This is a genomic window from Quadrisphaera sp. KR29, assembly GCF_052644995.1.
The window spans coordinates 76,482-100,211 of the sequence record NZ_JBQXXG010000002.1; the positions used below are offsets into that span (position 1 = coordinate 76,482).

The 23,730-nt window shown below is 76.9% G+C and carries 20 protein-coding genes and 1 pseudogene; 11 read left to right on the forward strand and 10 right to left on the reverse strand.

The window, feature by feature from the left end; all coding sequences use genetic code 11:
* Position 1: 1 nt before the first annotated feature.
* From mprF to ACUN9U_RS02120, 3 genes are all read right to left on the reverse strand, one after another.
* A complete protein-coding gene (mprF, locus tag ACUN9U_RS02110; protein ID WP_445483273.1) occupies positions 2 to 2,674 on the reverse strand; it encodes a bifunctional lysylphosphatidylglycerol flippase/synthetase MprF in 2,673 nt (890 codons plus the stop codon).
* Between the two features lie 95 nt (positions 2,675 to 2,769).
* Positions 2,770 to 3,993 (reverse strand): NupC/NupG family nucleoside CNT transporter, encoded by a 1,224-nt coding sequence (locus ACUN9U_RS02115; RefSeq protein WP_445483274.1) that lies wholly within the window; start codon positions 3,991 to 3,993, stop codon positions 2,770 to 2,772.
* 139 nt (positions 3,994 to 4,132) lie between these two features.
* Positions 4,133 to 6,766, reverse strand: coding sequence for a transglycosylase domain-containing protein (locus ACUN9U_RS02120; protein ID WP_445483275.1), 2,634 nt, complete (start codon positions 6,764 to 6,766; stop codon positions 4,133 to 4,135).
* Between the two features lie 273 nt (positions 6,767 to 7,039).
* Between ACUN9U_RS02120 and ACUN9U_RS02125 the strand changes: the two genes are divergently transcribed.
* Positions 7,040 to 7,360: a WhiB family transcriptional regulator gene (locus ACUN9U_RS02125; protein WP_445483276.1), complete on the forward strand. Its 321-nt coding sequence runs from the start codon at positions 7,040 to 7,042 to the stop codon at positions 7,358 to 7,360.
* Between the two features lie 10 nt (positions 7,361 to 7,370).
* Here the strand turns inward: ACUN9U_RS02125 and ACUN9U_RS02130 are convergent, their stop codons facing one another.
* Both ACUN9U_RS02130 and ACUN9U_RS02135 read right to left on the reverse strand, forming a co-directional pair.
* Positions 7,371 to 8,606: an ArsA family ATPase gene (locus ACUN9U_RS02130; protein WP_445483277.1), complete on the reverse strand. Its 1,236-nt coding sequence runs from the start codon at positions 8,604 to 8,606 to the stop codon at positions 7,371 to 7,373.
* A complete protein-coding gene (locus ACUN9U_RS02135; RefSeq protein ID WP_445483278.1) occupies positions 8,603 to 9,682 on the reverse strand; it encodes an ArsA-related P-loop ATPase in 1,080 nt (359 codons plus the stop codon). The genes ACUN9U_RS02130 and ACUN9U_RS02135 overlap by 4 nt, the downstream gene beginning before the upstream one ends.
* 55 nt (positions 9,683 to 9,737) lie before the next feature.
* Here ACUN9U_RS02135 and ACUN9U_RS02140 point away from each other — a divergent pair, with 55 nt between their 5' ends.
* The 6 genes from ACUN9U_RS02140 (at position 9,738) to ACUN9U_RS02165 (ending at position 13,759) form a co-directional block, all read left to right on the forward strand.
* On the forward strand, positions 9,738 to 9,896 hold the full coding sequence (locus ACUN9U_RS02140; protein ID WP_445483279.1) for a hypothetical protein: 159 nt from the start codon (positions 9,738 to 9,740) through the stop codon (positions 9,894 to 9,896).
* A 3-nt stretch (positions 9,897 to 9,899) separates the two neighbouring features.
* Complete coding sequence (locus ACUN9U_RS02145; protein WP_445483280.1) at positions 9,900 to 10,364, forward strand: RidA family protein; 465 nt, start codon at positions 9,900 to 9,902, stop codon at positions 10,362 to 10,364.
* 63 nt (positions 10,365 to 10,427) lie between these two features.
* Entirely contained in the window at positions 10,428 to 11,105 is a 678-nt protein-coding gene (locus ACUN9U_RS02150) for a Crp/Fnr family transcriptional regulator (RefSeq protein ID WP_445483281.1), read from the forward strand.
* 100 nt (positions 11,106 to 11,205) lie between these two features.
* Positions 11,206 to 11,871 (forward strand): endonuclease III, encoded by a 666-nt coding sequence (gene nth, locus ACUN9U_RS02155; protein ID WP_445483494.1) that lies wholly within the window; start codon positions 11,206 to 11,208, stop codon positions 11,869 to 11,871.
* Positions 11,868 to 12,578 (forward strand): NUDIX hydrolase, encoded by a 711-nt coding sequence (locus tag ACUN9U_RS02160; RefSeq protein ID WP_445483282.1) that lies wholly within the window; start codon positions 11,868 to 11,870, stop codon positions 12,576 to 12,578. Before nth ends, ACUN9U_RS02160 begins: the two co-directional genes overlap by 4 nt.
* Complete coding sequence (locus ACUN9U_RS02165; protein WP_445483283.1) at positions 12,575 to 13,759, forward strand: MarP family serine protease; 1,185 nt, start codon at positions 12,575 to 12,577, stop codon at positions 13,757 to 13,759. The genes ACUN9U_RS02160 and ACUN9U_RS02165 overlap by 4 nt, the downstream gene beginning before the upstream one ends.
* 14 nt (positions 13,760 to 13,773) lie before the next feature.
* Here ACUN9U_RS02165 and ACUN9U_RS02170 read toward each other — a convergent pair whose 3' ends face one another.
* The 5 genes from ACUN9U_RS02170 to ACUN9U_RS02190 all read right to left on the reverse strand — a co-directional run bounded on the left by ACUN9U_RS02170 (position 13,774) and on the right by ACUN9U_RS02190 (position 19,506).
* On the reverse strand, positions 13,774 to 14,724 hold the full coding sequence (locus ACUN9U_RS02170; RefSeq protein WP_445483284.1) for an alpha/beta fold hydrolase: 951 nt from the start codon (positions 14,722 to 14,724) through the stop codon (positions 13,774 to 13,776).
* Positions 14,725 to 14,791: 67 nt separating this feature from the next.
* Positions 14,792 to 15,202 carry a phage holin family protein gene (locus ACUN9U_RS02175; RefSeq protein ID WP_445483285.1) on the reverse strand — a complete coding sequence of 137 codons (411 nt, stop codon included), beginning with the start codon at positions 15,200 to 15,202 and terminating at the stop codon, positions 14,792 to 14,794.
* Between the two features lie 132 nt (positions 15,203 to 15,334).
* Entirely contained in the window at positions 15,335 to 17,347 is a 2,013-nt protein-coding gene (gene acs / locus ACUN9U_RS02180) for an acetate--CoA ligase (RefSeq protein ID WP_445483286.1), read from the reverse strand.
* Positions 17,348 to 17,572: 225 nt separating this feature from the next.
* Entirely contained in the window at positions 17,573 to 19,144 is a 1,572-nt protein-coding gene (locus tag ACUN9U_RS02185) for a solute symporter family protein (RefSeq protein WP_445483495.1), read from the reverse strand.
* A 56-nt stretch (positions 19,145 to 19,200) separates the two neighbouring features.
* Positions 19,201 to 19,506 carry a DUF485 domain-containing protein gene (locus ACUN9U_RS02190; RefSeq protein ID WP_445483496.1) on the reverse strand — a complete coding sequence of 102 codons (306 nt, stop codon included), beginning with the start codon at positions 19,504 to 19,506 and terminating at the stop codon, positions 19,201 to 19,203.
* 381 nt (positions 19,507 to 19,887) lie between these two features.
* On the opposite strand from ACUN9U_RS02190, the pseudogene ssd reads away from it, so the two are divergent.
* From ssd to ACUN9U_RS02210, 4 genes and pseudogenes are all read left to right on the forward strand, one after another.
* A pseudogene (gene ssd / locus ACUN9U_RS02195) lies at positions 19,888 to 20,817 on the forward strand (septum site-determining protein Ssd); the annotation flags it as partial.
* The gene (locus tag ACUN9U_RS02200) at positions 20,739 to 21,938 is read left to right on the forward strand and encodes a TadA family conjugal transfer-associated ATPase (RefSeq protein WP_445483497.1); all 1,200 of its coding nucleotides are present in this window, start codon (positions 20,739 to 20,741) and stop codon (positions 21,936 to 21,938) included. The pseudogene ssd and the gene ACUN9U_RS02200, both read left to right, overlap by 79 nt.
* Positions 21,935 to 22,834: a hypothetical protein gene (locus ACUN9U_RS02205; protein ID WP_445483287.1), complete on the forward strand. Its 900-nt coding sequence runs from the start codon at positions 21,935 to 21,937 to the stop codon at positions 22,832 to 22,834. The genes ACUN9U_RS02200 and ACUN9U_RS02205 overlap by 4 nt, the downstream gene beginning before the upstream one ends.
* Entirely contained in the window at positions 22,831 to 23,418 is a 588-nt protein-coding gene (locus tag ACUN9U_RS02210; protein WP_445483288.1) for a type II secretion system F family protein, read from the forward strand. Before ACUN9U_RS02205 ends, ACUN9U_RS02210 begins: the two co-directional genes overlap by 4 nt.
* Positions 23,419 to 23,730: the final 312 nt, after the last annotated feature.

Consider the following 23,730-nt stretch of genomic DNA (forward strand, 5'->3'; position numbering starts at 1 on the left):
CTCACCCCGCCAGGTCGGCGGGTGCGGTCCGGGAGTCCTCCCGGCGGGGTGCCGGCACGCCCGGAGGGCCGGCGGGCGGCGGCGTGCGCCGCGAGGGCCAGGGGGCCGCGTGCAGCTGCGGGACCATCCCGCGCACGCCACCCCCCACGAGGCGGGCGACGTCGAACATCACCACCGGGAGCGCCAGCCCGCTCGCCGAGGCGACGTAGCGCGGCTCCCAGCGCGGGTCGAAGCGCTCCTTGAACAGGCGCAGCCCGCGGAAGCCGTAGAAGTGCTCCCCGTGGGTCCAGACCAGGTGGCCGAGCCGGTGCCAGAAGGTGCCGTTCCTGTCGGGCTGCAGGCCGGACAGGGGGGCCATGCCCAGGCTGAAGGTGCTGTGCCCCCGGTCCCGGGCCCACAGCACGGCCTCCACGAACAGGTGCGTCATGACCGTCCGGGGGGCGTCGGAGCGGCGGCGCATGAGGTCGACGTGGACCTCGTGACCGGAGCCGCCCACCCACAGCGAGGCGAAGGCGACCACCCGGCCCCCGGCGCGGGCGACCACCACGGGGAACCGGGAGACGTAGGCCTCCTCGAAGCGCCCCAGGGAGAACGCCTTCTCCTGCGTCCCGCGGTCCAGCAGCCACGCGTCGCTGACCTCGCGCAGCTGCGGCATCACCGCCTGCAGGCGCTCACCGGTGACGACCTCGACCTCGACCCCCGCGCGCTCGCTGGCGCGGCGCTCCGAGCGCAGCTTGGCCCGCCGGCGGCCCTCGAGGGAGAAGCCCGGCAGCGGGACGACGGCCTCCTCGCCGAGCTTGACCGCTGACAGCCCGTGCTCGCGGTACAGCTCCAGGAGGTCCTCGCGCACGCAGTACAGGGCGGCGCGCCCGCACCGGCTGGCGACCAGCTCCAGGAAGCTGCGGAGCAGCTCGTCGAACTCGCGGGCGTCACCGAGCGGGTCGCCCATCACCACCCAGCTGCGCCCCTCCACCCGGTACATGAGGAAGGCGCCGCCACCGCGGGAGAAGTGGACCTGCTTGTCGCCGGTCCACAGCAGCGACGCGTTGCCGGGCGTCGTGCGGGCCAGGATCGGCTCGGCGCGCCTGAGGTCGTCGTGGGAGGCCGTCGAGCGGTGGGCCACGGGCTGCTGCAGCAGCAGGCCGGCGCCCACGAGGACGGCGACCGCCGCCACCACCAGGGCGCCGGTCGGCCAGTGCGGGCCGCCGGCCACCGCGAGCAGGGTGCGGTCCCCCCAGACGGGCACCAGTCGCGTCGCGTGCCACCACAGGAGCACCGCGGTGACCGCGACCGCCAGCGGCAGCGACCAGGCCCGGCGACCCGTCCGGCGGTGGAAGGTGCGACGGCTCATGACGAGCAGGAGCACCAGCGCGCCCGCGGCGGCGCCGAGCAGCGTCGGGTGGGTCGCGGCGGTGACGACCAGCACGGCCAGCGCCAGGGCCCAGGCGCCCCGCAGCCGCCGGTGCAGACCGCGGGCGAGGACCAGCAGCCCGACGCCCGCGAGGCTGGTGGCGAAGGGCCCGAGCGCGCCCAGGCCCCCGAAGAGGCCGTGGGCCGCGTCGCCGACGGGAGCCTGCCCGGTGGCCACGAGCACGCCCCCGAGCGCCGCGACCACCAGCGCCAGCGCCGAGGGGACCAGGACCCCCGCCACGCGGACGAGCCCGGCGCCGCGGTCTGGCCGGCGCCTGGCCTCCAGGCCGGCCAGCACCACCGTCGCCAGCGCCAGCGGCGCGAGGAAGTAGACCAGCCGGTAGGCCACCACCGCGGTGACCAGGCCCTCCGCTGGCACCGATCCGGCCAGGGCCAGCACGAGCACCGCCTCGACGACCCCCAGCCCGCCGGGGACGTTGCTGAGCAGCCCGAGCGTGGTGGCCAGGACGAAGACCGCGGCGAACGCCCAGAACCCGAGCCCGTGGCCCGCCGGGAGCAGCACGTAGAGGGCGGCGGCCATCACCAGCCACTCGGTGACCGACACGGCGAGCTGGGTGAGGGCGGTGCGCCGTGACGGCCTGTCGATGCGCCAGTCCCGCACCACCACCGGGGCGCCCCGCCCGCACCACAGCAGGTAGGCGGCCACCGAGCCCAGCAGGAGGGCGGCGACCCCCACGCGGGCCGGGCCGCCCAGCGGGAGCGCGCCCACGACCGCCGCGGGCGCCCAGAGCAGGCCGGCGCCCACGAGCAGGGCGCTGCCCAGGCTCAGCGTGACGAGGTTGAAGGCGGTGAGCCGGGTGATCGCGAACGCCGGCAGGCCCCAGGCGGAGTAGGCACGGGCGCGCAGCGCCGCCCCGACCAGCGCTGAGGCACCCAGGGAGTTGCCGAGCGCGGTGGCCACGAAGGAGGCCGCGGCGTACCGGCGCAGCGGCATCCGGTGCTGGACGTAGGCGAGGGCGAGCGCGTCGTAGGCGACCATGATCGCGTAGGAGGCCGCGGTGGCCGCGAGCGCCAGCAGCACGGGGCGGGCGCCCAGGGCGGTGAGGTCGTCCCCGAGCCGGTGCCAGGGGTGGTCGGCGAGGCGCTCCCGCAGGACCAGCACGGCCCCTGCGAGCAGCGCCGCGACCGCCAGCTGGCCCAGCCGGTGCCCGCGCAGCCAGCGGGGGAGCCCGGGGCGCGGGGCCCTCCCGCCCGGAGGGCGGGGTGCGCCCGCGCGGGAGGCGGTGTCGCGGGGCGGGGTCACCCGGTGATCATCGGAACCCGGCGCCGGTGCCTTGAGCCCCGCCGGGGCGCCGGGGGCCGCTAGCCGCGGGCCGCGGGCCGCAGCCGCCGCCGGGGTCAGAGCGACAGGACGATGCCGGCCACCGCCGCGTTGGCGAGGTTGGCCATGGCCCCGCCCAGCAGCGCCCGGGGGGCGAGCTGGGCCACCTCGCCGCGCCGCGGCGGGCACAGCGACCCGATGACGCCGATGACGATGGCGATGGAGCCGAGGTTGGCGAAGCCCGCCAGCGCGATGGTCACCACCGCCACCGTCAGCGGGTCGAGCGAGCCGACCTGCGGGCCGAAGTCGGAGTAGGCGACGAACTCGTTGAGGAAGGTCTTCTGGCCGATCCAGGAGCCGGCCAGGCCCGCCTCCGACCACGGCACGCCCAGCAGCCACGCCAGGGGCGCCAGCAGCCACCCCAGGATCCCCTGCACGGTGACCCCCTGGGCCCCGAAGAGCCCGGCGACGGCCCCGACGACGCCGTTGACCAGCGCCAGCACGGCGATGAAGGCGATGAGCAGGGCTCCCACGACGACGGCGATGCGCCCGCCGGCCATCGCGCCCCGGCCGAGGGCGTCGATGGCGTTCTCGGACTCGGTGTCGCGGACCTTCCGCACGTCGTCCTCGCCGGCGCTCTCCTGCACCGGCTCGGTCTCCGGCAGCAGCAGCTTGGCCATGAGCAGGGACGCCGGGGCGTTCATGGCGGTGGCGGCGAGCAGGTACGGCAGCGGCGCACCCAGCTGGGCGTACCCCAGCAGCGTGGAGCCGGCCGCCGCGGCGAAGCCCCCGGTGATGACGGCGAACAGCTGCGAGCGGGTGAGCCGCCGCAGGTAGGGGGCGATCATCAGGGGCGCCTCGCTCTGCCCCAGGAAGATGACCACGGAGGCGAAGAAGCTCTCCAGCCGGGACACGCGCAGCAGCCAGCCGAGGGCGCCTCCCAGCGCCCACGCCACGTGCTGCACCACCCGCAGGTAGAAGAGCAGCTGGATGATCGCCCCGAGGAATATGATCACCGGGAGGACGCCGAAGGCGAAGACCGAGCCGAGGGAGGGGCCGACCTCGGTCAGCGGGCCGAACAGGAAGGTGGTGCCCTCGTCGGCGTAGCCGATGAGGCTCTCGACGGCTGAGGCGACGGCGTCCAGAGCAGCGCGCCCCGGGCCCCAGCGGAGCACGAGGAAGGCGAACGCCACCTGCAGCGCGACGGCCGCGCCGACCGTGCGCCACGGGATGCGGCGCCGGTGGGCGGAGAACAGCACACCGACGCCGACGAGCACCGCGAGGCCCAGCAGTCCGCGCACGGGCCACACCCTCCAGCCACCCGACCGCACCTGCCACTCGGAAGATCAGGAGCGCCCGCGCCCGGGCCGCAGGACGGACGACGAGGCCCGCGCCACCCGGTGGTGGCGCGGGCCTCCGTGATCGTCGCGGGGGAGGGGGTCAGCCCTGGTCGCCGCCACCGCCCTGGTCGCCGCCACCGCCCTGGTCGCCGCCGCCCCCGCCGTCGGGGACGGGCTCGACGGTGGTGCCCTGGTTGCCGCCACCGCCCTGGCCGCCACCGCCCTGGCCGCCACCGCCCTGGCCGCCACCGCCCTGGCCGCCGCCGCCCTGGCCGCCGCCGTCAGCGGGCTGGCCGCCACCGCCACCGCCCTGGCCGCCGCCGTCAGCGGGCTGGCCGCCCTGGCCGCCGCCGTCGGCCGGCTGGCCGCCCTGCTCACCGCTGGGTGCGGGCGCGGCGCTCTGGCCGCCACCGCTGCTGCGCGGGCGCGGCGTGTACGTCGGCCGCGGCGGGGCCGGCGGGCGCCCGATGATGCTCTGCGGCGGGTCGACGAAGTCCTGCTGCTCGGCGCCCTCCAGGGCGCGGTCCATGTACGCCCGCCACAGCGGGGCCGAGACCGTGCCGCCGTACAGGGTGCCGTAGCGGCGCCCGCCGATGGTGGCCCCGTTGATGGACATGCTGCGCTCCGGCACGCCGATCCACACCGAGGTGGCCAGCTGCGGGGTGTAGCCGGTGAACCACGTGGCGACGGAGTTGTTGGTGGTGCCGGTCTTGCCGGCCGCCTCGCGGCCGCCCGCCAGGCTGTTGCCGCGGGCGGTGCCGTCGGTGATCGTGCGCTGCAGCGCGTAGTTGACCCCGTTGGCCACCTCCTTGGAGATGGCCTGGTTGCACTGGGGACCCGGGACGGGGACGTCCTGGCCGTCGGCGTCCGTGATCTTCTGGATGGCGCGGGGGGCGCAGTAGTTGCCCTCGGCGGCGAAGGCCGCGTACGCGGTGGCGATGGACAGCGGCGCCACCTCGTCGACGCCCAGCATCATCGACGGGGTCACGTTCAGGTCGGTGCTCTCCTGGCGCGTGACGTTGCGGGTGTCGGCCTTGGCCTTGTGCACCCCGAGCGCCTGGGCCGTGGCGGCCACGTCGCACAGCGGCAGCTGGTTCTCGATGGCGGCGTAGCCGGTGTTGATGGACTTGTAGGTGGCCTCGATGACCGGCATCGTGCCGCTCTCCTCGCCGTCGCCGGCGTTCTTGGGCCCGTACGGCTCCCCCACGTACCCCGACCCCGAGTAGCAGCTCCCGTACTTCCAGCTGCTGTTGGGGTACTTGCGCTCGGTGCCGTCGACCGTGGCGTTGAGGGTCTTGCCGGCGGCCAGCCAGGTCGCGAGCACGAAGGGCTTGAAGTTCGAGCCGGGCTGGAAGCCGCCCGAGCCGCCCTGGAGGTAGTCGGTGTTGTAGTTGATGGCCGTGGCCCCCACGGGCGCGTCCGGGGACGTGCTGTAGGTCCGGTTCTGCGCCATCGCGATGATGTTGCCGGTGCCCGGCTCGACCGAGACGATCGAGGCGCCCAGGTTGGAGGTGCCGTCCTCGCGCACCACGCGGCCCTCGCCGTTGATGCGGTTGTTCGGCACGGTGGAGTCCTCGGCGGGCACCCGGTTGGCCACCTCCTCGAAGGCGGCCAGCTGCTTGCCGCTGTCGAGGGTGGTGGTGATGCTCAGCCCGCCGCGGTAGAGCTGGCGCAGCCGCTCCTCCTTGGTGCCGCCGAAGGCGTCGTCGTCGCGGAACTGCTTGACCACGTAGTCGCAGAAGAACCCGGCCTGGCCGGCCTGCTCGCAGCCGTTGGGGGTCTTCTGCACGTCGAGCATCTGCTCGATCGGGACGGCGACGGCGGCGTCGTGGTCGGCCTGGGAGACGCTGCCCAGCTGCAGCATGCGGGCCAGCACGGTGTCGCGGCGCCGCTGCGCGTCCTGGGGGTTGTTGACGGGGTCGTACCCCACGGGATTCTGCACGATGCCCGCCAGCAGGGCCGCCTGCGGCAGGTCGAGCTCGGCCGCGGAGCGGTTGAACCAGTGGCGGCTGGCGGCCTCGACGCCGTACTGGCCGCCGCCGAAGTTGGCGATGTTGAGGTAGTTCTCGAGGATCTCCTCCTTGGAGAACTTCTTCTCCGAGGCGATCGCCAGCTTCATCTCCCGCAGCTTGCGGACGTAGCCGTCGACGCCGGAGCGCACGGTGACCTCGTTGAAGGCCGCCTGGCGCTCCTCGGCGGTGGCGTTGGTGGGCAGCGCCGACAGCGCCTCCTCCACCTGCACGTTCTTGATCCACTGCTGCGTGAGGGTGGACGCGCCCTGCACGTCGCCGCCCTGGCTGTTCTGCACGAAGGCGCGGGCCAGGCCGCGCGGGTCGACCCCGCCGTGCTCGAAGAACCGGTTGTCCTCGATGTCCACGATGGCCTGCCGCATCACCGGGGCCACCCCGTCGAGCGGCACGAGGATGCGGTTCTCGTAGTAGAAGGTCGCCATCGGCGTGCCGTCGGAGTACAGGATCCGCGACTGCTGGCTCAGCGGCGGCTGCTCCAGCGAGGCGGGCAGGCTGTTGAAGGCCTCGACGGTGCCGTTGCTGGCCTGGCCCGCGGCGATGACGGCGGGGGCGGCCAGCCCGGCCACCAGCACCCCGGCGCCCACGCTGGCGGCCAGGAAGCCCGCGAGCAGCGTGGTCGCCCGGCCGAAGGAGGTGCCTCCCCGGCGTCCCCGGCCGCCCGCGGCGCCGTCGTCGGGACGGGAGCGGGGGATGCGGGCCGGCATGCCTCCAGCGTACGTGGCCACCAGCGCCGCCCCGGCCAGGACGAGCGCCCACTACCAGACCGTGATGCGGCGGGCGGGGGGCCACGGTGACTAGTCACCGGTGGTCCTCGAAATGGCCCGCACGAGGGGTGGGCGCGGGCGTGACCAGTTCGTAACTTCATCCGTGTCACTCGTCGTGGCGGGTGGTCCGGACCGGAAGGTCCGGTTCCTCCCCCCGCTCGAGCCCCACCGATCGGCGCTTCCCCGCCGCTCCACCGACCGGAAGGCACCACCATGAGCGAGACCGTCTACCTCGAGCCCGCCGAGTGGACCACCCAGGCCGCTTGCCGCACGAGCGACCCGGACGCGCTCTTCGTGCAGGGTGCCGAGCAGAACCGCGCCAAGGTCGTCTGCCAGGCCTGCCCGGTGCGGACCGAGTGCCTCGCCGACGCCCTGGACAACCGCATCGAGTTCGGCGTGTGGGGCGGCATGACCGAGCGCGAGCGCCGCGCCATCCTCAAGCGCCGCCCCAACGTGCAGTCCTGGAGCCGCCTGCTGCAGGCCGCCAAGGCCGAGCACGCCCGCGCCGAGGCCGCCGCCGCCCGCACCGCCTGACCCGGGGACCTCAGGCCGGAGCCCCCGACGACGGGACGGTCCCGGCCAGCGCGGCCCCCACCGCACGCAGCCCCCCCAGGTCGGCGACGTCGCCGTCCAGGGCCGGCACCAGCGCGGTGGCCGCCCCCGCCTCCCCCAGGTGCTCCCCGACGAGCCGGCGCTCCCGCTCGACCCGCTCGAGCAGCTCCACCTGCAGCCCCAGCACCTGCGCGGCCTCGCGCTCGGCCACCGACCCGCCGCGCGCTCCACCGCGCAGCCGGGCCAGGGCCGCCCGCGCCGTCCCGGCGTCGAGCCCGGGCGCCGCGCTGGCGGCCCGGTTGACCACCACCGCCGCGGGGCGCAGCCCGGCCGAGCGCAGCCGACCCACCAGGAAGACCGCCTCCGCCAGGGGCTCGGTCTCGGGGGCCGTGACCACCACGAAGGCCGTCCGGCTGTCGCGCAGCGCCGCCGACGTCGCCTCGGCCCGCGCGCGGAAGCCGCCGAAGACCTCGTCCAGGCCCGTCACGAGCGCCTGGACGTCGCGCAGCAGCCGGCCGCCCAGCACCCGGTCCATCGCCGCGGCCGCGCCGCCGGCCAGCGCGCCCACCACGCGACCGCCCGCCGCCCGCAGCCCGGTGCCCGAGCGGGCCGAGCCGGCGAAGCGCACCGGGGCCATGAGCAGGCGGGCGAACCTGCCGTCCAGGAACGAGGCCAGGCGGGTGGGCGCGTCGAGGAAGTCCAGCGCGGACCGGCTCGGCGGGGTGTCGACGACCACGAGGTCCCACCCCGCGGGCGTCCCGCGGCCGGCGCGCAGCTGCCCGAGCCGCTCCATGGCCATGTACTCCTGCGTGCCGGAGAAGGACGTCGCGAGGGAGGCGTAGACGGGGTTGGCCTTCACCGACGCCGCGCCGGCGGGCGGCAGGGCGGCGTCGACCAGCCCGTCCAGCGTGCGCCGGGCGTCGAGCACCAGCGCGTCCAGGCTCCCGCCGCGCGAGCCGTCCACGCCCGGCACGCGGCGCGGCTCGTCGGGGGCCGGCCCGTCCTCGCCGTCCGCCTCGGGGACGGGCTGCGTGCCCAGGGCCTGCGCCAGGCGGCGCGCCGGGTCGACGGTGAGCACCGCCACCCGCCGACCGCGCTCGGCGGCGCGCAGCGCGAGCGCCGCCGCCGTGGTGGTCTTGCCGACGCCGCCGGAGCCCGCGCAGACGACCACCTCCACGCCGGGGTCGTCCAGCAGGGCGTCAACGTCCCAGCCGCTCGCCGCGCTCACGCCGCACCTCCCGCCGGCGAGGGCTGCGGGGCGGGCAGGGGGGAGGCGGCCAGGTCGTCGGCCAGGCGGTACAGGCCCTCCAGGTCGATCCCCCCGGGCAGGTCGGGCAGCTCCCGCAGCGGGCGCCCCGCGCCGGCGGCCGCCCCGAGCCAGCGGCGCTGCTCCGCCACCCGCGCCGCCCGCACCCGGTCCTGCGCCAGCAGCGCCTCGACCACGTCGTCGAGGGCGTCCCGGCCCCCGCTGGGGCCGACGCCCCCTCCCGCGTCGTCGTCGCGGTCGGGGGCCAGCGCGCGGCGCAGCGCCGTGCGCACGCGGGCCCGGGGACCCCCGCCCTCCGCCGGCGGCGCCAGCACCCGGTTGGCGACCACCGCGCCCAGCGGCAGCCCGGCGGAGCGCAGCTCCGCCGCGGCCTCCAGGGTCTCGGTCACGGGCAGCTCCTCGGGCAGGCAGACCAGGTGCACGGCCGTCTGCTCCGAGCGCAGCAGCGCCGCGACGGACGCGGCGCGCGCGGCGATCGGCCCGCCGGCGGCCAGCTGCGCGAGCTCGTCGCCGATGCCCAGGAACCGGGAGATGCGCCCGGTGGGCGGGGCGTCGAGCACCACGGCGTCGTACACCGGCCGCCCGCCGTCCGACCTGCCCGTCGCGGTGCGGCGCACGGCCTCGTAGACCTTCCCCACGAGCAGGACGTCGCGCAGGCCGGGAGCGACGTCGGCGATGAACTCCACCGCACCCGCGCGGTCCAGCACCGCGGAGACCCGCGCGCCACGACCGCCCAGCCCGCCCAGGGCCCCGCCGTGGAAGGTGTCCAGGTAGTCGACGAGGGCCGCGCGCGGCTCCACGGCCAGGCCCACCACCTGGCCGCCGCCGGCGCCCTCGGCCAGCTCGACCTCCTCGTAGGGCAGCGCCTCGGTGCCCAGCAGGCGCGAGACGCCCTGGCGGCCCTCGACCTCGCAGACCAGCACCCGGCGGCCCTCGTCGGCCAGCGACAGCGCCAGCGCCACGGCCACGGTGGTCTTGCCGGTGCCGCCCTTGCCCGTCACCACGTGCAGCCTCGGGGCGGCGGTCGCAGCAGTCACGCGACGACAGTACGGAGGAGCCCCCGCGCCCGCCCCCGGACTAGGCTCGCCAGGCGTGACCCAGTGGGAGTACCTGACAGCGCCGCTCATCGTGCACAGCACCAAGGCGATCCTCGACAACTTCGGCGAGGAGGGCTGGGAGCTGGTGCAGGTGGTGCCCGGGCCCGGCGGCAACGGGCTCGTGGCCTACCTCAAGCGCCCCCGGCAGGGCTGAGCGGTGGGCGCCCGGGAGGAGCTCGCGCGCCTCGGCCTGGAGCTGCCGCCGGTCGCCGCGCCGGTCGCCTCCTACCTGCCGACGGCGCGCACCGGCTCGCTGGTGTTCACCTCCGGCCAGCTGCCCCTCGTGGGCGGCGCGCTGCCGGTGACCGGTCTCGTCGGCGAGGGGGAGGACTGGGTCGCCCCGTCGCTCGCGGCCGAGCAGGCGCGCACGGCCGCGCTGAACGCCGTGGCCGCGCTCGACGCCGAGGTGGGCCTGGAGCGCGTGGCCCGCATCGTCAAGGTGGTCGTCTTCGTGGCCAGCGCCCCGGGGTTCACCGGCCAGCCGGGGGTCGCCAACGGCGCCAGCGAGCTGCTGGCGGAGGTCTTCGGCGAGGCGGGGCGCCACGCCAGGTCCGCCGTCGGGGTCGCCCAGCTGCCCCTCGGTGCGCCCGTCGAGGTGGAGGTCGTCGCCGAGGTGGCGTGATCCTCGGCCGCACGGGTGGTGCGGCCGGGACCGCCGGGGGGTGCGTGCGGCAGACTGCCGGGCGTGGACCAGGACGTGCTGCGACGCGCACCCCTCTTCGTGGGGGTGGACGAGGAGGCCTCAGAGGTCCTGCTGTCCCTGGCGCGGGTGGTGGAGCTGAGGCGCGGCCAGGTGCTGTTCGCCCAGGGCGACGAGCCGGCCGACCTCTTCGTCATCCAGACCGGCAAGATCAAGCTCGGCCGCACCTCCTCCGACGGCCGCGAGAACCTGCTCGCGGTGCTCGGCCCGGGGGAGATGTTCGGCGAGCTCAGCTGGTTCGACCCCGGTCCGCGCACCTCCAGCGCGACCGCCGTGGGCCCCGCGCGCCTCATCGCCCTCGACTACGAGGAGCTGTACGCGTGGATGGCCCCGCGCCCGGAGGTCGCCCAGCACCTGCTGCGGGCCCTGGCGCGCCGCCTGCGCCGGGCCAACAGCACGCTGGCCGACCTCGTCTTCACCGACGTGCCCGGTCGCGTGGCGGGGACGCTGCTCGACCTGGCGCTGCGCTTCGGGCGCACCACCGAGGCCGGCCTGCTGGTCCAGCACGACCTGACCCAGGAGGAGCTGGCCCAGCTGGTCGGCGCCTCCCGCGAGACGGTCAACAAGGCCCTCGCCGACTTCGCCGCGCGCGGCTGGGTGCGCCTGGAGGCCCGCTCGGTCAACCTGCTCGACGTCGAGCGCCTGCGCCGCCGCGCGCGCTGACCTCCCCGGGGCCGTCAGCCGGCGCCCGTACCCTTCGTGGGTGAGGCCTGCCGACGCTGAGCGCGAGACGCCCCTGGGGCGGGTGCGCCGGGCCCGCCGCATGCACCGCGCGCTGGCCGAGCGCTACCCGGGCGCGAAGTGCGAGCTGGAGTTCACCACCCCGTTCCAGCTGCTCGTGGCCACGGTGCTCTCGGCCCAGACCACCGACGTGCGCGTCAACAGCGTCACGCCGGCCCTGTTCGCCACGTGGCCCACCCCGGCCGACCTCGCCGGCGCCGACCGCGCCGCCCTGGAGGAGGTGCTGCGGCCGGTGGGCTTCTACCGCGCCAAGGCGGCGTCCGTGCAGGGCCTGGCCGCCCGGCTGGTGGAGGTCTACCGCGGGCAGGTGCCCCGCCGCCTGGAGGACCTCGTGACCCTGCCCGGGGTCGGCCGCAAGACCGCCAACGTGGTCCGCGGCGACGCCTTCGGGCTGCCCGGCATCACGGTCGACACCCACGTGGGGCGCCTGTCGCGCCGCTTCGGCTGGACCACCCAGGAGGACCCGGTCGCCGTCGAGGACGACCTCGCCGCGCTCTTCCCCACGCGCGACTGGACGCCGCTGAGCCACCGCGTGATCTTCCACGGGCGGCGGACCTGCCACGCGCGCCGCCCCGCGTGCGGCGCCTGCCCGGTGGCCCGGGACTGCCCCTCCTACGGCGTGGGGGAGGTCGACCCCGAGCGTGCCGCGGCGCTGGTGAAGGGGAACGCCGAGGCGGGGCTGGAGTGAGGCGCCCCGACTGGCTGGAGCGGCTGGCCGGGGCGCTGCCGGAGGTGGGCGACGCCGTCGCGCGGCACCTCGGGGAGCGCACCCGAGCCGCGCGCGCCGAGGGCGTCGACCTCGGCGCCCGCAGCGGCCGCCGCGCCGCGGTGCTCGTGCTGTTCGGCCCCGGCCGGGAGGGGACCGGTGACGTCGTCCTCATCGAGAGGTCGCCGGGCCTGCGCTCGCACTCGGGGCAGATCGCCTTCCCCGGCGGCGGCTTCGAGGACGGCGACGACGGCGACCCCGTGCGCGCCGCCCTGCGCGAGGCGCACGAGGAGGTGCGCCTGGACCCGGCGGGGGTGGAGGTGCTCGGGGTGGCGCCGGCGCTGACCGTCCCGCCCACCGGCGCGTCGGTGGTGCCCGTCCTGGCCTGGCAGGGCTCGCCCGCACCGCTGTCCGTGGGGGACCCCGCCGAGGTGGCCCGCGTGCTGCGGGTGCCGCTGCCGGTGCTCACCGACCCGGCCTCGCGCGCGGTGGTCCGCACCCGCTCGGGCTGGACCGGACCGACCTTCGCCCTGGAGGGCGCCAGCGGGGGCGGGCTCGTCGCCTGGGGCTTCACCGCCGCCGTCCTGGACGCCCTGCTGCGGGTGGCCGGCCTGGAGCGCCCCTGGGACGCCTCGCGCGCGCTGCCCCTGTCGGCCGTGACCGGTGGCCTGCCGGAGGCCGGCCGGTGAGCACCCTCGACGTCGTCCTGCTGCTGCTGCTCATCGTCTACGGCCTGTCGGGGCTGCGGCAGGGCCTGGTGGTGGGCCTGCTGTCGGTGGGCGCCTTCATCGCCGGGGCCGGCCTGGGCATGTGGCTGCTGCCGCTGCTGGTCACCTCCATGGAGCCCGGCCGCACGCGGACGGTGGTCGTGGTGGTGGGCGTCCTGCTCGTCGCCTGGGGCTGCCAGCTGCTGGGGTCGCTGGTGGGCCGGCGGCTGCGCGACGTCATCACCTGGCAGCCCGCGCAGGTGGTCGACTCCGCGCTCGGCGCGGTGGCCGCCGTCGTCGCCGTCGCCCTGGTCTCCTGGTTCGTGGCGGGAGCGGTGCGCGCCGGCCCGATGCCCTCCCTGGCGCGGGCGGTGGCCTCCTCCTCGGTCATCTCCACGATCGGCGCGCTGGTGCCGCCGCAGGCCGAGACGCTCTTCGCCGGGTTCCGCTCGGTGGTGGAGGCCAACGACTTCCCCCGCGTCTTCAGCGGGGTCGGCGAGGAGCCGGTGCGCGAGGTCGCCGCGCCCAACGGCGCCGTGGTCGGCGGGGCGGCCTCGATCGCCCAGGGCGGCATCGTCAAGATCACCGGCAACGCCGAGGCGTGCCGCCGCGGCAGCGAGGGCAGCGGGTTCGTCGTGGCGCCCCAGCGGGTGGTCACCAACGCCCACGTCGTGGCCGGGGTCACCTCGCCGCGGGTGCAGGTCGGCGGGCAGGGCGAGCGGCTGGAGGCCTCCGTGGTGCTCTTCGACCCCGCCGAGGACCTCGCCGTGCTCGCCGTGCCCGGCCTGCGCGCCGAGCCGCTGGGGACCGGTCGCCAGCTGGGCACGGCCGCCGACGCCGTGGTCGCGGGGTTCCCCCAGGACGGGCCCTTCACCGCCGTGCCGGCCCGGGTGCGCGAGGTGCTGCGCGCGGAGGGCAAGGACATCTACGGCTCGGCCACCGTGGTGCGGGAGGTCTACTCCCTGGCCGCGGACGTGGAGCCGGGGAACTCCGGGGGGCCCCTGCTCGACCCGGGCGGCAACGTGGTCGGCGTCGTCTTCGCGCGGTCCCTGACCGACCCGGGCACCGGCTACGCGCTGACCCTGGACGAGGCCAGGCCGGTGCTGCAGCAGGCGCAGGAGGCCACCGAGCCCGTCTCCACGGGCAGCTGCACCACCGGCTGAGCCGCGCCCGCCGCTCAGGCCGTCGGGAGGCCGTCGAGCCAGTCGAGGAGCAGCTCGGTGGTGGTCGCGGGCGCCTCCTCGCCGAGGAAGTGGCCGGCGCCGGGGACCTCGGCCCACCGGTGGCCCGCGGCGGCCCACGCCGCGCTGCGCCGGCACGAGCCCGGGACCACCGCGCCGTCCAGCTCTCCCTGGGCGCTCAGCACGGGCACCCGGGCGGGCCGGGAGACCGCCCGGGCGAAGGCGTGCCCGTCGGCCCTCACGCGCGAGCGGGCGACCCAGCGGTAGCACTCCAGCGCGGCGTGCGCCGCGAAGGGGACCCGCAGGGCCGCGGCGTGCTCGGCGACGACGTCGGCGTCGGCCCACCCCGGGGCTCCCCACTCCCGCAGCACCCGCTCGACCGTGGAGCCGTCGCGCACCGCCCACTCCGGGAAGGCGGGCACCTGCACCCGTGCGAGGTGGCGCGCCGCGGAGGGGGTGAGGACCCGCCACGGCTCGCGCAGCACCTGCAGGGGGTGGGGCTCGCCCAGGCTGGCGACGGCGGCGGTGGTGGCGGGCTGCAGCGAGGCGGAGGCCCACGCGGCCCACGCGCCCCAGCCGCTGCCCACGAGCACCGCGCGCTGGGCGCCCAGCGCGCGGACCACGCCGGCGGCGTCGGCGGCCAGGGTGGCGGTGTCGTAGCCGCGCGGGGGCTTGTCCGAGGCGCCGCTGCCGCGCAGGTCCAGCGCGGCGGCCCGGTACCCGGCCGCGGGCAGAGCGGCCAGCTGGTGCTTCCAGGCGCGCCAGGACTGGGGGAACCCGTGGAGCAGGAGGACCAGGGGCGCCGAGCCGTCGTCGGGACCCGACTCGGCGACGTGGAAGCGGCAGCCGTTGGCCGTCACGAAGCGGTGGCGCCAGGGACCGGGGTCGAGCAGCTCGGCGGCGTCGACGGGGGGCCCGGCGCGCAGGCCGCGGGGGAGGGCCCTCACGGACCCTCCCCCGCACCCGGCCCCGGCCCCGGCCGCCCGCCCGTGGGGCGACGGCGGCCGGGAGGGGTCAGCGGTGGCCCTTCAGGGCCTCGACCGACTGCTTGGAGGTGGCGATGGTGCGCTCGGGCGCCCCGACCTTCTTGATGCGGCCCCGGCCGATGACGGCGAGCACGCCGGCCACCAGGAGCAGCACGACGGCCACGATGCCGAAGCCGGCCCAGTACGGCAGCCACTCGGACAGCAGCCAGGCGATGGCGAGCAGCACGAACAGCCCGCCCGCGGCGCCGAAGACGGCGGCGCCCACGAAGAGGCCGGCGCCGATCGCCCCCTGCTTGACCTCAGCGGTGATCTCCGACTTGGCCAGGGCGATCTCGGCGCGCACCAGCGCTGACAGGTCGCGGCTGGCGTCGGCCACCAGCTGGCCGATCGTGCGCTCGCTGGCGCCTGCGCCTGCGCCCTGGCTCACGCTGTGGCTCACGTCGGGTGCCTCCTGAAGCTCGGCCGCAGCGCCCGCCGGGCGGCGGGGCGCTGGTGGTCTGGTCCTGGTCGGCGAGCCTAGGGGGGCCCGTGGCCTCCCGCGCGGCGGAGGCGCGGGAGGCCACCGGCCGGGTCAGTCCTCCGAGCCCCGCCCCGTGCGCATGCCCGCCTGGATGGAGGCCATGACGCTGGAGTCGGCCAGCGTGGTGACGTCACCGACCTGGCGGTCCTCGGCCACGTCGCGCAGCAGCCGGCGCATGATCTTGCCCGAGCGGGTCTTGGGCAGCTCGGAGACGACCAGCACCTGGCGCGGCTTGGCGATCGGGCTGATCTCCCGCGCCACGTGGTCGCGCAGCTCCTTGCCGACCGAGGCGGCGTCGGCCGCCCCCTCCTGCTGGGCCGACTCGCGCAGGATGACGAAGGCGACGATGCCCTGGCCGGTGGTCGGGTCCGAGGCCCCGACCACCGCTGCCTCGGCCACGCTGGGGTGGCTCACGAGGGCGGACTCGACCTCGGTGGTGGAGATGCGGTGGCCCGAGACGTTCATGACGTCGTCCACGCGGCCCAGCAGCCAGATGTCGCCGTCGGCGTCGCGCCGGGCGCCGTCGCCGGCGAAGTACCAGCCCTGCTCGCGGAAGCGCGACCAGTAGGTGTCGCGGTAGCGCTCCTCGTCGCCCCAGATGCCGCGCAGCATCCCGGGCCAGGGCTCGGTGAGCACGAGGTACCCGGCGCCCTCGTGGCCGGCGGGCAGCACGCGGCCCTCGTCGTCGACCACCTCCGCGCTGATGCCGGGCAGGGGCACCTGCGCCGACCCCGGCTTGAGGCTCGTCACGCCGGGCAGGGCGCTGATCATGATGCCGCCGGTCTCGGTCTGCCACCACGTGTCGACCACCGGGGTGCGGTCGGAGCCGATGACCCGGCGGTACCAGGTCCAGGCCTCGGGGTTGATGGGCTCCCCGACGCTGCCGAGCACCTGCAGCGTGGACAGGTCGTGCCCGGTGACCAGGTCCTCGCCCCACTTCATGAAGGTCCGGATGGTGGTGGGAGCGGTGTAGAGCTTGGTGACGCCGTAGGTCTCCACGACCTGCCACCAGCGGTCCTGCGTCGGCGTGTTGGGCGTGCCCTCGTACATGACCGACGTCGTCCCGTTGAGCAGCGGCCCGTAGACGATGTAGGTGTGGCCGGTCACCCAGCCGATGTCCGCGCCGCACCAGTACACGTCGGTCTCCGGGCGCAGGTCGAAGACGTTGCGGTGGGTGTACGCGGCCTGGGTGAGGTAGCCGCCGGTGGTGTGCAGGATGCCCTTCGGCTTGCCCGTGGAGCCCGAGGTGTAGAGCACGAAGAGCGGGTGCTCGGCCTCGACGCTGACCGGCTCGTGGGTGGGGGCGGCCGCGGCGAGGGCCTCGTGCCACCAGTGGTCGCGGCCCTCGGCCCACGCCACGTCCCCGCCGGTGCGCCGCACCACCAGGACGGCCCTCACCGTGCTGTCCGCGCCGTCGCGGGGCTCCAGCGCCGCGTCGACGGCCGGCTTCAGCGGTGCGGCCTCGCCGCGGCGGTACCCGCCGTCGGCGGTGATGACGGCCACCGCGCTGGCGTCGTCGACCCTGTCGCGCAGCGCCTGCGCGCTGAACCCGGAGAAGACCACGCTGTGGGGGGCGCCGATGCGGGCGCACGCCAGCATCGCGACCACGGCCTCGGGGACCATGGGCAGGTAGATCGCCACCCGGTCACCGGTGCGCACGCCCAGGTCCGTCAGGGCGTTGGCCGCCCGCTGGACCTGCTCGTGGAGGTCGGCGTAGGTGACGGTGCGGGTGTCGCCGGGCTCGCCGACCCAGTGCAGCGCCACCCGGTCGCCGTTCCCGGCCGCCACGTGCCGGTCGACGCAGTTGGCGGCGGCGTTGAGCCGGCCGTCGGCGAACCACCGCGCGAGGGGCGCGTCCGACCAGTCGAGCACCTGGGTCGGTGCGGTGTCCCACGTCAGCAGCTCGCGGGCCTGGCGGCCCCAGAAGGCGAGCCTGTCGGCAGCGGCCTCCTCGTAGAGCGCCGCGGTGGCCACGGCGTGAGCGGCCAGCTCGGGCGGCGGCGGGTAGGTGGGGTGCTGGTCGGCGGTCTGCCCAGCGGGGGTGCCGGTGGCGGGCTGCGTCATCGCGTCCTCCGGGTCGTGCACGCGTCGTCGTGCTCAGGGTCGGCAGGGAACGGCCGGGGCCGACCCTAGCCAGCGGGTCTGGTGCTGCCGAGGGTGGTGGCCGCCGGTTGGTCACCGGTCGGTCCGCCACCGGAGGCCGGCCGGCCACCGCGCCCTGGAGGGCGGGCGACCGGCCGGCGTCGTGGTGGTGCTGTCGGTGGTGCTGGTGGTGGTGGCCGTCGGGCGTCAGTGCTGGACGGCGCCCTCCGCGCCGGCGCCGGTGAGGGCGCGCACCTCCATCTCGGTGGCCTTGGCCTCGTGGTCGGGCTCGGGCCGGCTCGTGACCGTCCCCAGCCAGCCCAGCAGGAAGGCGAGCGGGATCGAGACGATCCCGGGGTTCTCCAGCGGGAAGAGGGAGAAGTCCACGCCGGTGTCCTTGATCAGCGACAGGCTCGCCCCGGTCACCGGGTCGACCTTGCCCGACACCACCGGGGAGAAGGCGATGAGCACCAGGCAGCTGCCGAGGCCGCCGTAGATCGACCACAGCGCACCGCGCGTGGTGAACCGCCGCCAGAACAGCGAGTACACGATCGTCGGCAGGTTGGCGCTCGCGGCGACGGCGAAGGCCAGGGCGACGAGGAAGGCGATGTTCTGCCCGACGGCGAACATGCCGCCCACGATGGCCACCGCGCCGATGACGACGACCGTGCGGCGGGCGATCTTCACCTCGGCGCCCGGGTCGGGCCTGCCGTGCTTGACGACGCTGGCGTAGACGTCGTGGGCGAACGAGGCGGCAGCGGTGATCGCCAGGCCCGCGACGACGGCGAGGATGGTCGCGAAGGCCACCGCCGAGATGAAGCCCAGCAGCAGCGTGCCGCCGAGCTCGTAGGCCAGCAGCGGCGCCGCGCTGTTGACCCCGCCGGGCGCGGAGCGGATGGCCTCCGGGCCCACCAGGGCCCCGGCGCCGTAGCCCAGCACCAGCGTGAAGAGGTAGAACAGGCCGATCAGCCAGATCGCCCAGACCACGCTGCGGCGCGCCTGCTTGGCGTCCGGCACGGTGTAGAAGCGCATGAGCACGTGCGGCAGGCCCGCCGTCCCCAGCACCAGCGCCAGGGCGAGGGACAGGAAGTTGAGCTTGGTGGTGGCCGAGGCGCCGTACTGGTTCATCGGCTGGATGAGGCCCTCGGGGTCCTCCACGCCCTGGCCGGCCGCGGTGTCGATCGCTGCCTGCATCAGGCCCGAGAGGTTGAAGCCGTAGGTGGCCAGCACCCACACGGTCATCGCCCCGGCACCCGCGATGAGCAGGACGGCCTTGACGATCTGCACCCAGGTGGTGCCCTTCATGCCGCCGACGAGGACGTAGACGATCATCAGGACGCCGACGACGGCGACCACGGCGTACTGCCCGGCGGGCGCCGTGATGCCCAGCAGCAGCGCCACCAGGCCCCCGGCGCCGGCCATCTGCGCCAGCAGGTAGAAGAAGCAGACCGCCAGGGTGGCCAGCGCCGCCGCCATGCGCACCGGGCGCTGGCGCAGGCGGAAGCTCAGGACGTCGGCCATCGTGAACTTGCCCGTGTTGCGGAGCATCTCGGCCACCAGCAGCAGCGCCACCAGCCAGGCCACGAGGAAGCCGATGGAGTACAGGAAGCCGTCGTAGCCGTACACGGCGATCGCGCCGGCGATGCCCAGGAAGCTGGCGGCCGACAGGTAGTCCCCGGCGATCGCGGTGCCGTTCTGGGGCCCGGAGAACGAGCGGCCGGCCGCGTAGTAGTCCGCGGCGGTCTTGTTGTTCCGCGAGGCCCTCAGGACGATGACCATGGTCACCGCGACGAAGGCGCCGAAGATCGCGATGTTGACCAGCGGGTTGCCGAGGTTCACCGGACCGCTCCCTTCGCGAGGTGCCCGCGCAGGACCTCGGCCCGCGAGTCGAAGCTGCGGTCGGCCCAGCGCCGGTAGGCCATGGTGATGGCGAAGGTGGAGACGAACTGCCCGAGCCCGAGCAGCAGGCCGATCGTGATGGTGCTCCCGCCGATGCGGGTGCCCATGAAGGACGGCGCGTAGGCCGCCAGCAGCACGTACAGGGCGTACCACGCCAGGAACGCCGCGGTGGTCGGGAAGACCACCGTGCGGAAGGACCGCCTCAGCGCCTGGAACTCGGCGCTGGAGTGCACCTGCTCCAGCGCCTCCTGCGCCCCGGCGCCGGTGGCGCCCCGCTGTTCTGGTGCTGCTGCTGTCCGCGCACCGCGGACGCTCTCGGGCTCGGTGTTCACATCGCCTCCCGCTCGTTCGGTGCGCCGTCGCGCCGACCGGGGTCATCCGACCCTGTCCAGGCGGGAGGGGACCAGGGCCGAAGGGCCCGAGCGCGCGCCCGGACGGGCCGCACCCGCGGGCCGCCCACAGGTCCCGCGCACGGCGCCGTCCGGAGGGAGCCGTCCACAGGGGGCCGCGCGCCGCGGCGCGCGGCCGGACCGGACCGCCAGGGTCGCCGCGTGGACGAGCGAGGCCCGCGGGGCGGCGACGAGGTGCTGCTGGTGACCGGCAGGTCGGTGCTGGTCGAGCAGGTGCGCCGCCTGGCGGCGGCCAGCGGTGCCCGGCTGGCCGTGGTGCCCCAGGCGCGGGCCGCGGGGGCGGCCTGGCGCACCGCGCCCGTGGTGCTGCTCGGGGACGACGCGGCCGCGCTGGGGGTCCCCGGCCGGCGCCCCGGCGTGCTCCTGCTCGCCGCGGCGCCCACGGGCCAGGACACCTCCCCGCTGTGGCGCAGCGCGGTCGAGGTGGGGGCCGAGGGCGTGGCGGTCCTGCCCGAGGAGGCCCCGGCGGTCGCCGCGGCCCTGGCCTGCGCCGCCGAGGGGCCTGGGGCCGGCGGGCTCGTGGCCGGTGTCGTCGGGGGCTGCGGCGGGGCGGGGGCGTCCGTGCTCGCCGCGGCCCTGGCGTGCACGGCGGCCGCCCTCGAGCCCACCCGCGGTGTGCTGCTGCTCGACGCCGACCCGCTCGGCGGTGGCCTGGACGCCCTCGTGGGCGCCCAGGAGGAGCCGGGGCTGCGCTGGCACGACGTGCTCGACGCCGCGGCTCCCCTGCGCGCCGCCGCGCTGGCCGACGGCCTGCCGCGCGGGCGGGCGGGGGTCCCGGTGCTGTCGTGGGCCCCGTGGCCCGAGCCGCGGGCGGCGCCCGCCGCGGCGGTCGAGGCGGTCGTCGACAGCGCGGCGCGGGCCAGCGACCTCGTGGTCCTCGACCTGCCGCGCGGCGCGAGCCCGTCGCTGCTGTGGCGCCTCGACCTGCTCGTGCTCGTGGTGCCCGCCCACCTGCGGGCCGTGGCGTCGGCCTCGGCGCAGCTGCCCTCGCTGCTGGGTCACGCCGGCGACGTGCGCCTTGTCGTCAGCGCACCGGCGGGCTCGCCTCTGGCTGCGGCCGACGTCTGCGACGCGCTGGCGCTGCCGCTGCTCGGCCGCCTCGTGCCCGACCGGGACGTGCGGTCGGCCCTGCGCCGGGGAGACCCCCTGCCGCGGCCGCGGGGGTCCCTGGAGCGCTGCGCGCGGACCGTCCTGGAGGCGCTCGGGCAGGGCGCCGACCCCGGGGCCCGGCACCGGTGAGCGCCGGGCCGCTGCAGGAGCTGCTCGACCTGCCGGGCACCACCGACGTCCTGGTCAACGGCCCCGGGTCGGTGTGGGTCGACCGGGGCGCCGGTCTGGTGAGGGTCGACCTCGACGTCGGGGTGGAGCGGCAGGTGCGGGCGCTGGCCGTGCGCCTGGCCGCGGGTGCCGGCCGCCGCCTCGACGACGCCAGCCCGTGCGTCGACGCCGTGCTGGCCGACGGCACGCGGCTGCACGCCGTGCTGCCCCCGGTCTCCAGCAGCGGCACGCTGCTCTCCCTGAGGGTGCCGCGGCGCACGCCCCTGGCGCTGGCGGACCTGGAGGCCTCCGGCTCGCTGCCGCCAGGGTGGTCGGAGGTGCTGCGGGCGGTCGTGCACCACCGCTGCTCGCTGCTCGTCGCCGGGGGCACCGGCAGCGGCAAGACCACGCTGCTCGCCGCCCTGCTGGGCCTGGTCGACGCGCGCGAGCGCATCGTGGTCGTGGAGGACTCCGGGGAGCTGGCGCCCGAGCACCCCCACGTGGTCCGCCTGCAGGCGCGGCACGGCAACGTCGAGGGCGCCGGGGCCGTGGGCCAGCGCGACCTGGTGCGCCAGGCGCTGCGCATGCGCCCGGACCGGCTCGTCGTGGGCGAGGTGCGCGGCGCGGAGGTGGCCGACCTGCTCATGGCCCTCAACTCCGGCCACGAGGGCGGGTGCTGCACCGTGCACGCCAACTCCGCGACGTCCGTGCCGGCCCGCCTCACGGCGCTGGCCGCGCTGGCGGGCATGGGACCCGACGTGCTGGCGGCGCAGGCGGTCGCCGGGCTGCAGGTGGTGGTGCACCTGCGGCGCGAGGGCCCGTTGCGCCGCGTGGTGGAGGTCGGCGTGGTCACGACCTCGGCCAGCGGCGCCCTGGCCGTGGTGCCGGCGCTGCGGGCCGGCGCCGCGCCCGAGCACCCCGGCACCCGGGAGGAGGGGTGGGGCAGGCTCGCGCAGCTGCTGCACCTGCCGGCGGCGCCGGTCCAGGCGTCTGGGCTCCCCGCATGAGCCTGCTGGTCGCCGCTGCTGCCGCGACCGCCGCTGCTGCCGCGACCGCCGCTGCCGCCGCGACCGCCGCTGCCGCCGCGGGCCCGGCCGGTGCTCCCCCGGCGCTGGTGCTGGGACCGGTCCTGGTGGGTGCGGCGGCCTGGCTCCTGCTGCCGCGCCCGCGCGCTGCAGCGGGTCTCCGGGCCCGGCCGACGGCCCGGGCGGTGCCGCCCCGCGCGGGCGGTGACCCCCGCCCCGGGCCGCGGCCGTCGCGCTGGCGGGTCCGGGCGCTCCGGCAGGAGCTCCACGAGCCGGCGGCGGTCGCCGTCGCGCGCGCGGCCGCCGAGGTCGCGGCGCTGGTGCGGGCGGGAGCGGTGCCTGCGGCCGCCTGGGCCCCGCAGCGGGCCGTGGCCGGGGGAGCGGGCGGCGCGAGCGGCCAGGAGGCCGCGGCAGCCGGGAGCCCCCGTGCGCCGGACGCCGTCAGGACGGCGCTCGACGCCGCCGCGCGCGCCGCCGGTGAGGGCGGCGACCCGGCGGCCGAGCTGCGGCACCACGGTGGCGGCAGGGGTGCTGCCGGCCCGGCGCTGGCCTCGCTCGCGCTCGCCTGGCGGACCAGCGAGGTCACCGGTGCCCCTGCCGCCGCGGTGCTGGAGGAGCTGGCGGCGTCGCTGCGGGCGGAGGCGGTGGCGGCTGACGCCCGTGACGCCGCCCTGGCGGGGCCCCGCGCCACCGCCAGGCTGCTGCTGGTGCTCCCGCTGCTCGGCCTGGTGGCGTCCACGGCGGTGGGCGCGGACCCGCTCGGAGCGCTGGTGGGCACCGCGCCCGGCCGGTGGTGCGGTGGCGTCGGGCTCCTGTGCGCCGCCGGCGGGTGGGTGTGGACGTCGGCGCTGGTCCGCTCCGCGGAGCGCGCCCGGTGACGGCGGGGGTCCTCGGCCCCGGGGAGCTGGCGGCGGTGGCCGCAGCCCTCGTGGGTCTGGCCGTCAGCGCCCTCCCGGGGCGCCCGCGGCTCCCGCGCCCGGCGGCGCGTCCACCCACGAGCGCCCCCCGCGGGCGCGGGGGCGCGGCCCCGGTCGACGCCGCCCTGCTGCTCGACCTGGTCGCCGCGGTCGTGGCGGCGGGGGCGCCGCCGTCCGCTGCCCTCCGCGCGGTGTGCGACGTGGTGCGGGAGGCGGGGGCGCCTGCCCACGCGGACGTGCTCGAGGCGCTCGCCCTCGCCCCCTCGCCCGCCCGGCCCGCCGGTGCGCCACCTGACCTCGCCCCGGCCGTGGACGCGCTCCGGCGGGCGCTGTGGATCGCCGAGCAGACCGGTGCTCCCGTGTCGGCGCTGCTGCGCTCCTCCGCCGAAGAGCTGCGGCGAGGGCGGCAGCGGGCCGCCGCCCTGGCCGCCGCCCGGCTCGGCGTGCGCGTGGTGGCCCCGCTGGGGCTGTGCACCCTGCCCGCCTTCGCCCTGCTCGCGGTGGCCCCGGTGCTGCTCTCCCTCGGCGCTGGCCTGCTCGGCTGACGGGCGCCTGCGCACAGCCGGTCGACCCCGACCTCGGGACCCCCCTCCCGGCGCGCGGTGCACAGGGGCGAGCGGGTGCTCCGCCCACAGGAGGCCTGCGCCGGGGCGGCGTCCACAGGGGGTGGCGGAGCCCGGCCGGGCCGGTCGCCACGACGGCACCGTGGGCGTGGCACCGGTGACCGCCGGGCCTCGCAGCACACCAGGAGGACCCCCCGTGAGCAGCCCTTCGACCAGCCCGTCGACCAGCCCGTCGACCAGCCCGTCGACCAGCCCGTCGACCAGCCCGTCGACCAGCCCGTCGACCAGCCCGTC

Bases quoted from the DNA above. Each gene is read 5' to 3' on its own strand.
- ACUN9U_RS02120 (WP_445483275.1), bottom strand. From the start codon at position 6,766: ATGCCGGCCCGCATCCCCCGCTCCCGTCCCGACGACGGCGCCGCGGGC.
- ACUN9U_RS02125 (WP_445483276.1), top strand. From the start codon at position 7,040: ATGAGCGAGACCGTCTACCTCGAGCCCGCCGAGTGGACCACCCAGGCC.
- nth (WP_445483494.1), top strand. From the start codon at position 11,206: ATGCACCGCGCGCTGGCCGAGCGCTACCCGGGCGCGAAGTGCGAGCTG.
- acs (WP_445483286.1), bottom strand. From the start codon at position 17,347: ATGACGCAGCCCGCCACCGGCACCCCCGCTGGGCAGACCGCCGACCAG.
- ACUN9U_RS02185 (WP_445483495.1), bottom strand. From the start codon at position 19,144: ATGGTCATCGTCCTGAGGGCCTCGCGGAACAACAAGACCGCCGCGGAC.
- ACUN9U_RS02205 (WP_445483287.1), top strand. From the start codon at position 21,935: ATGAGCCTGCTGGTCGCCGCTGCTGCCGCGACCGCCGCTGCTGCCGCG.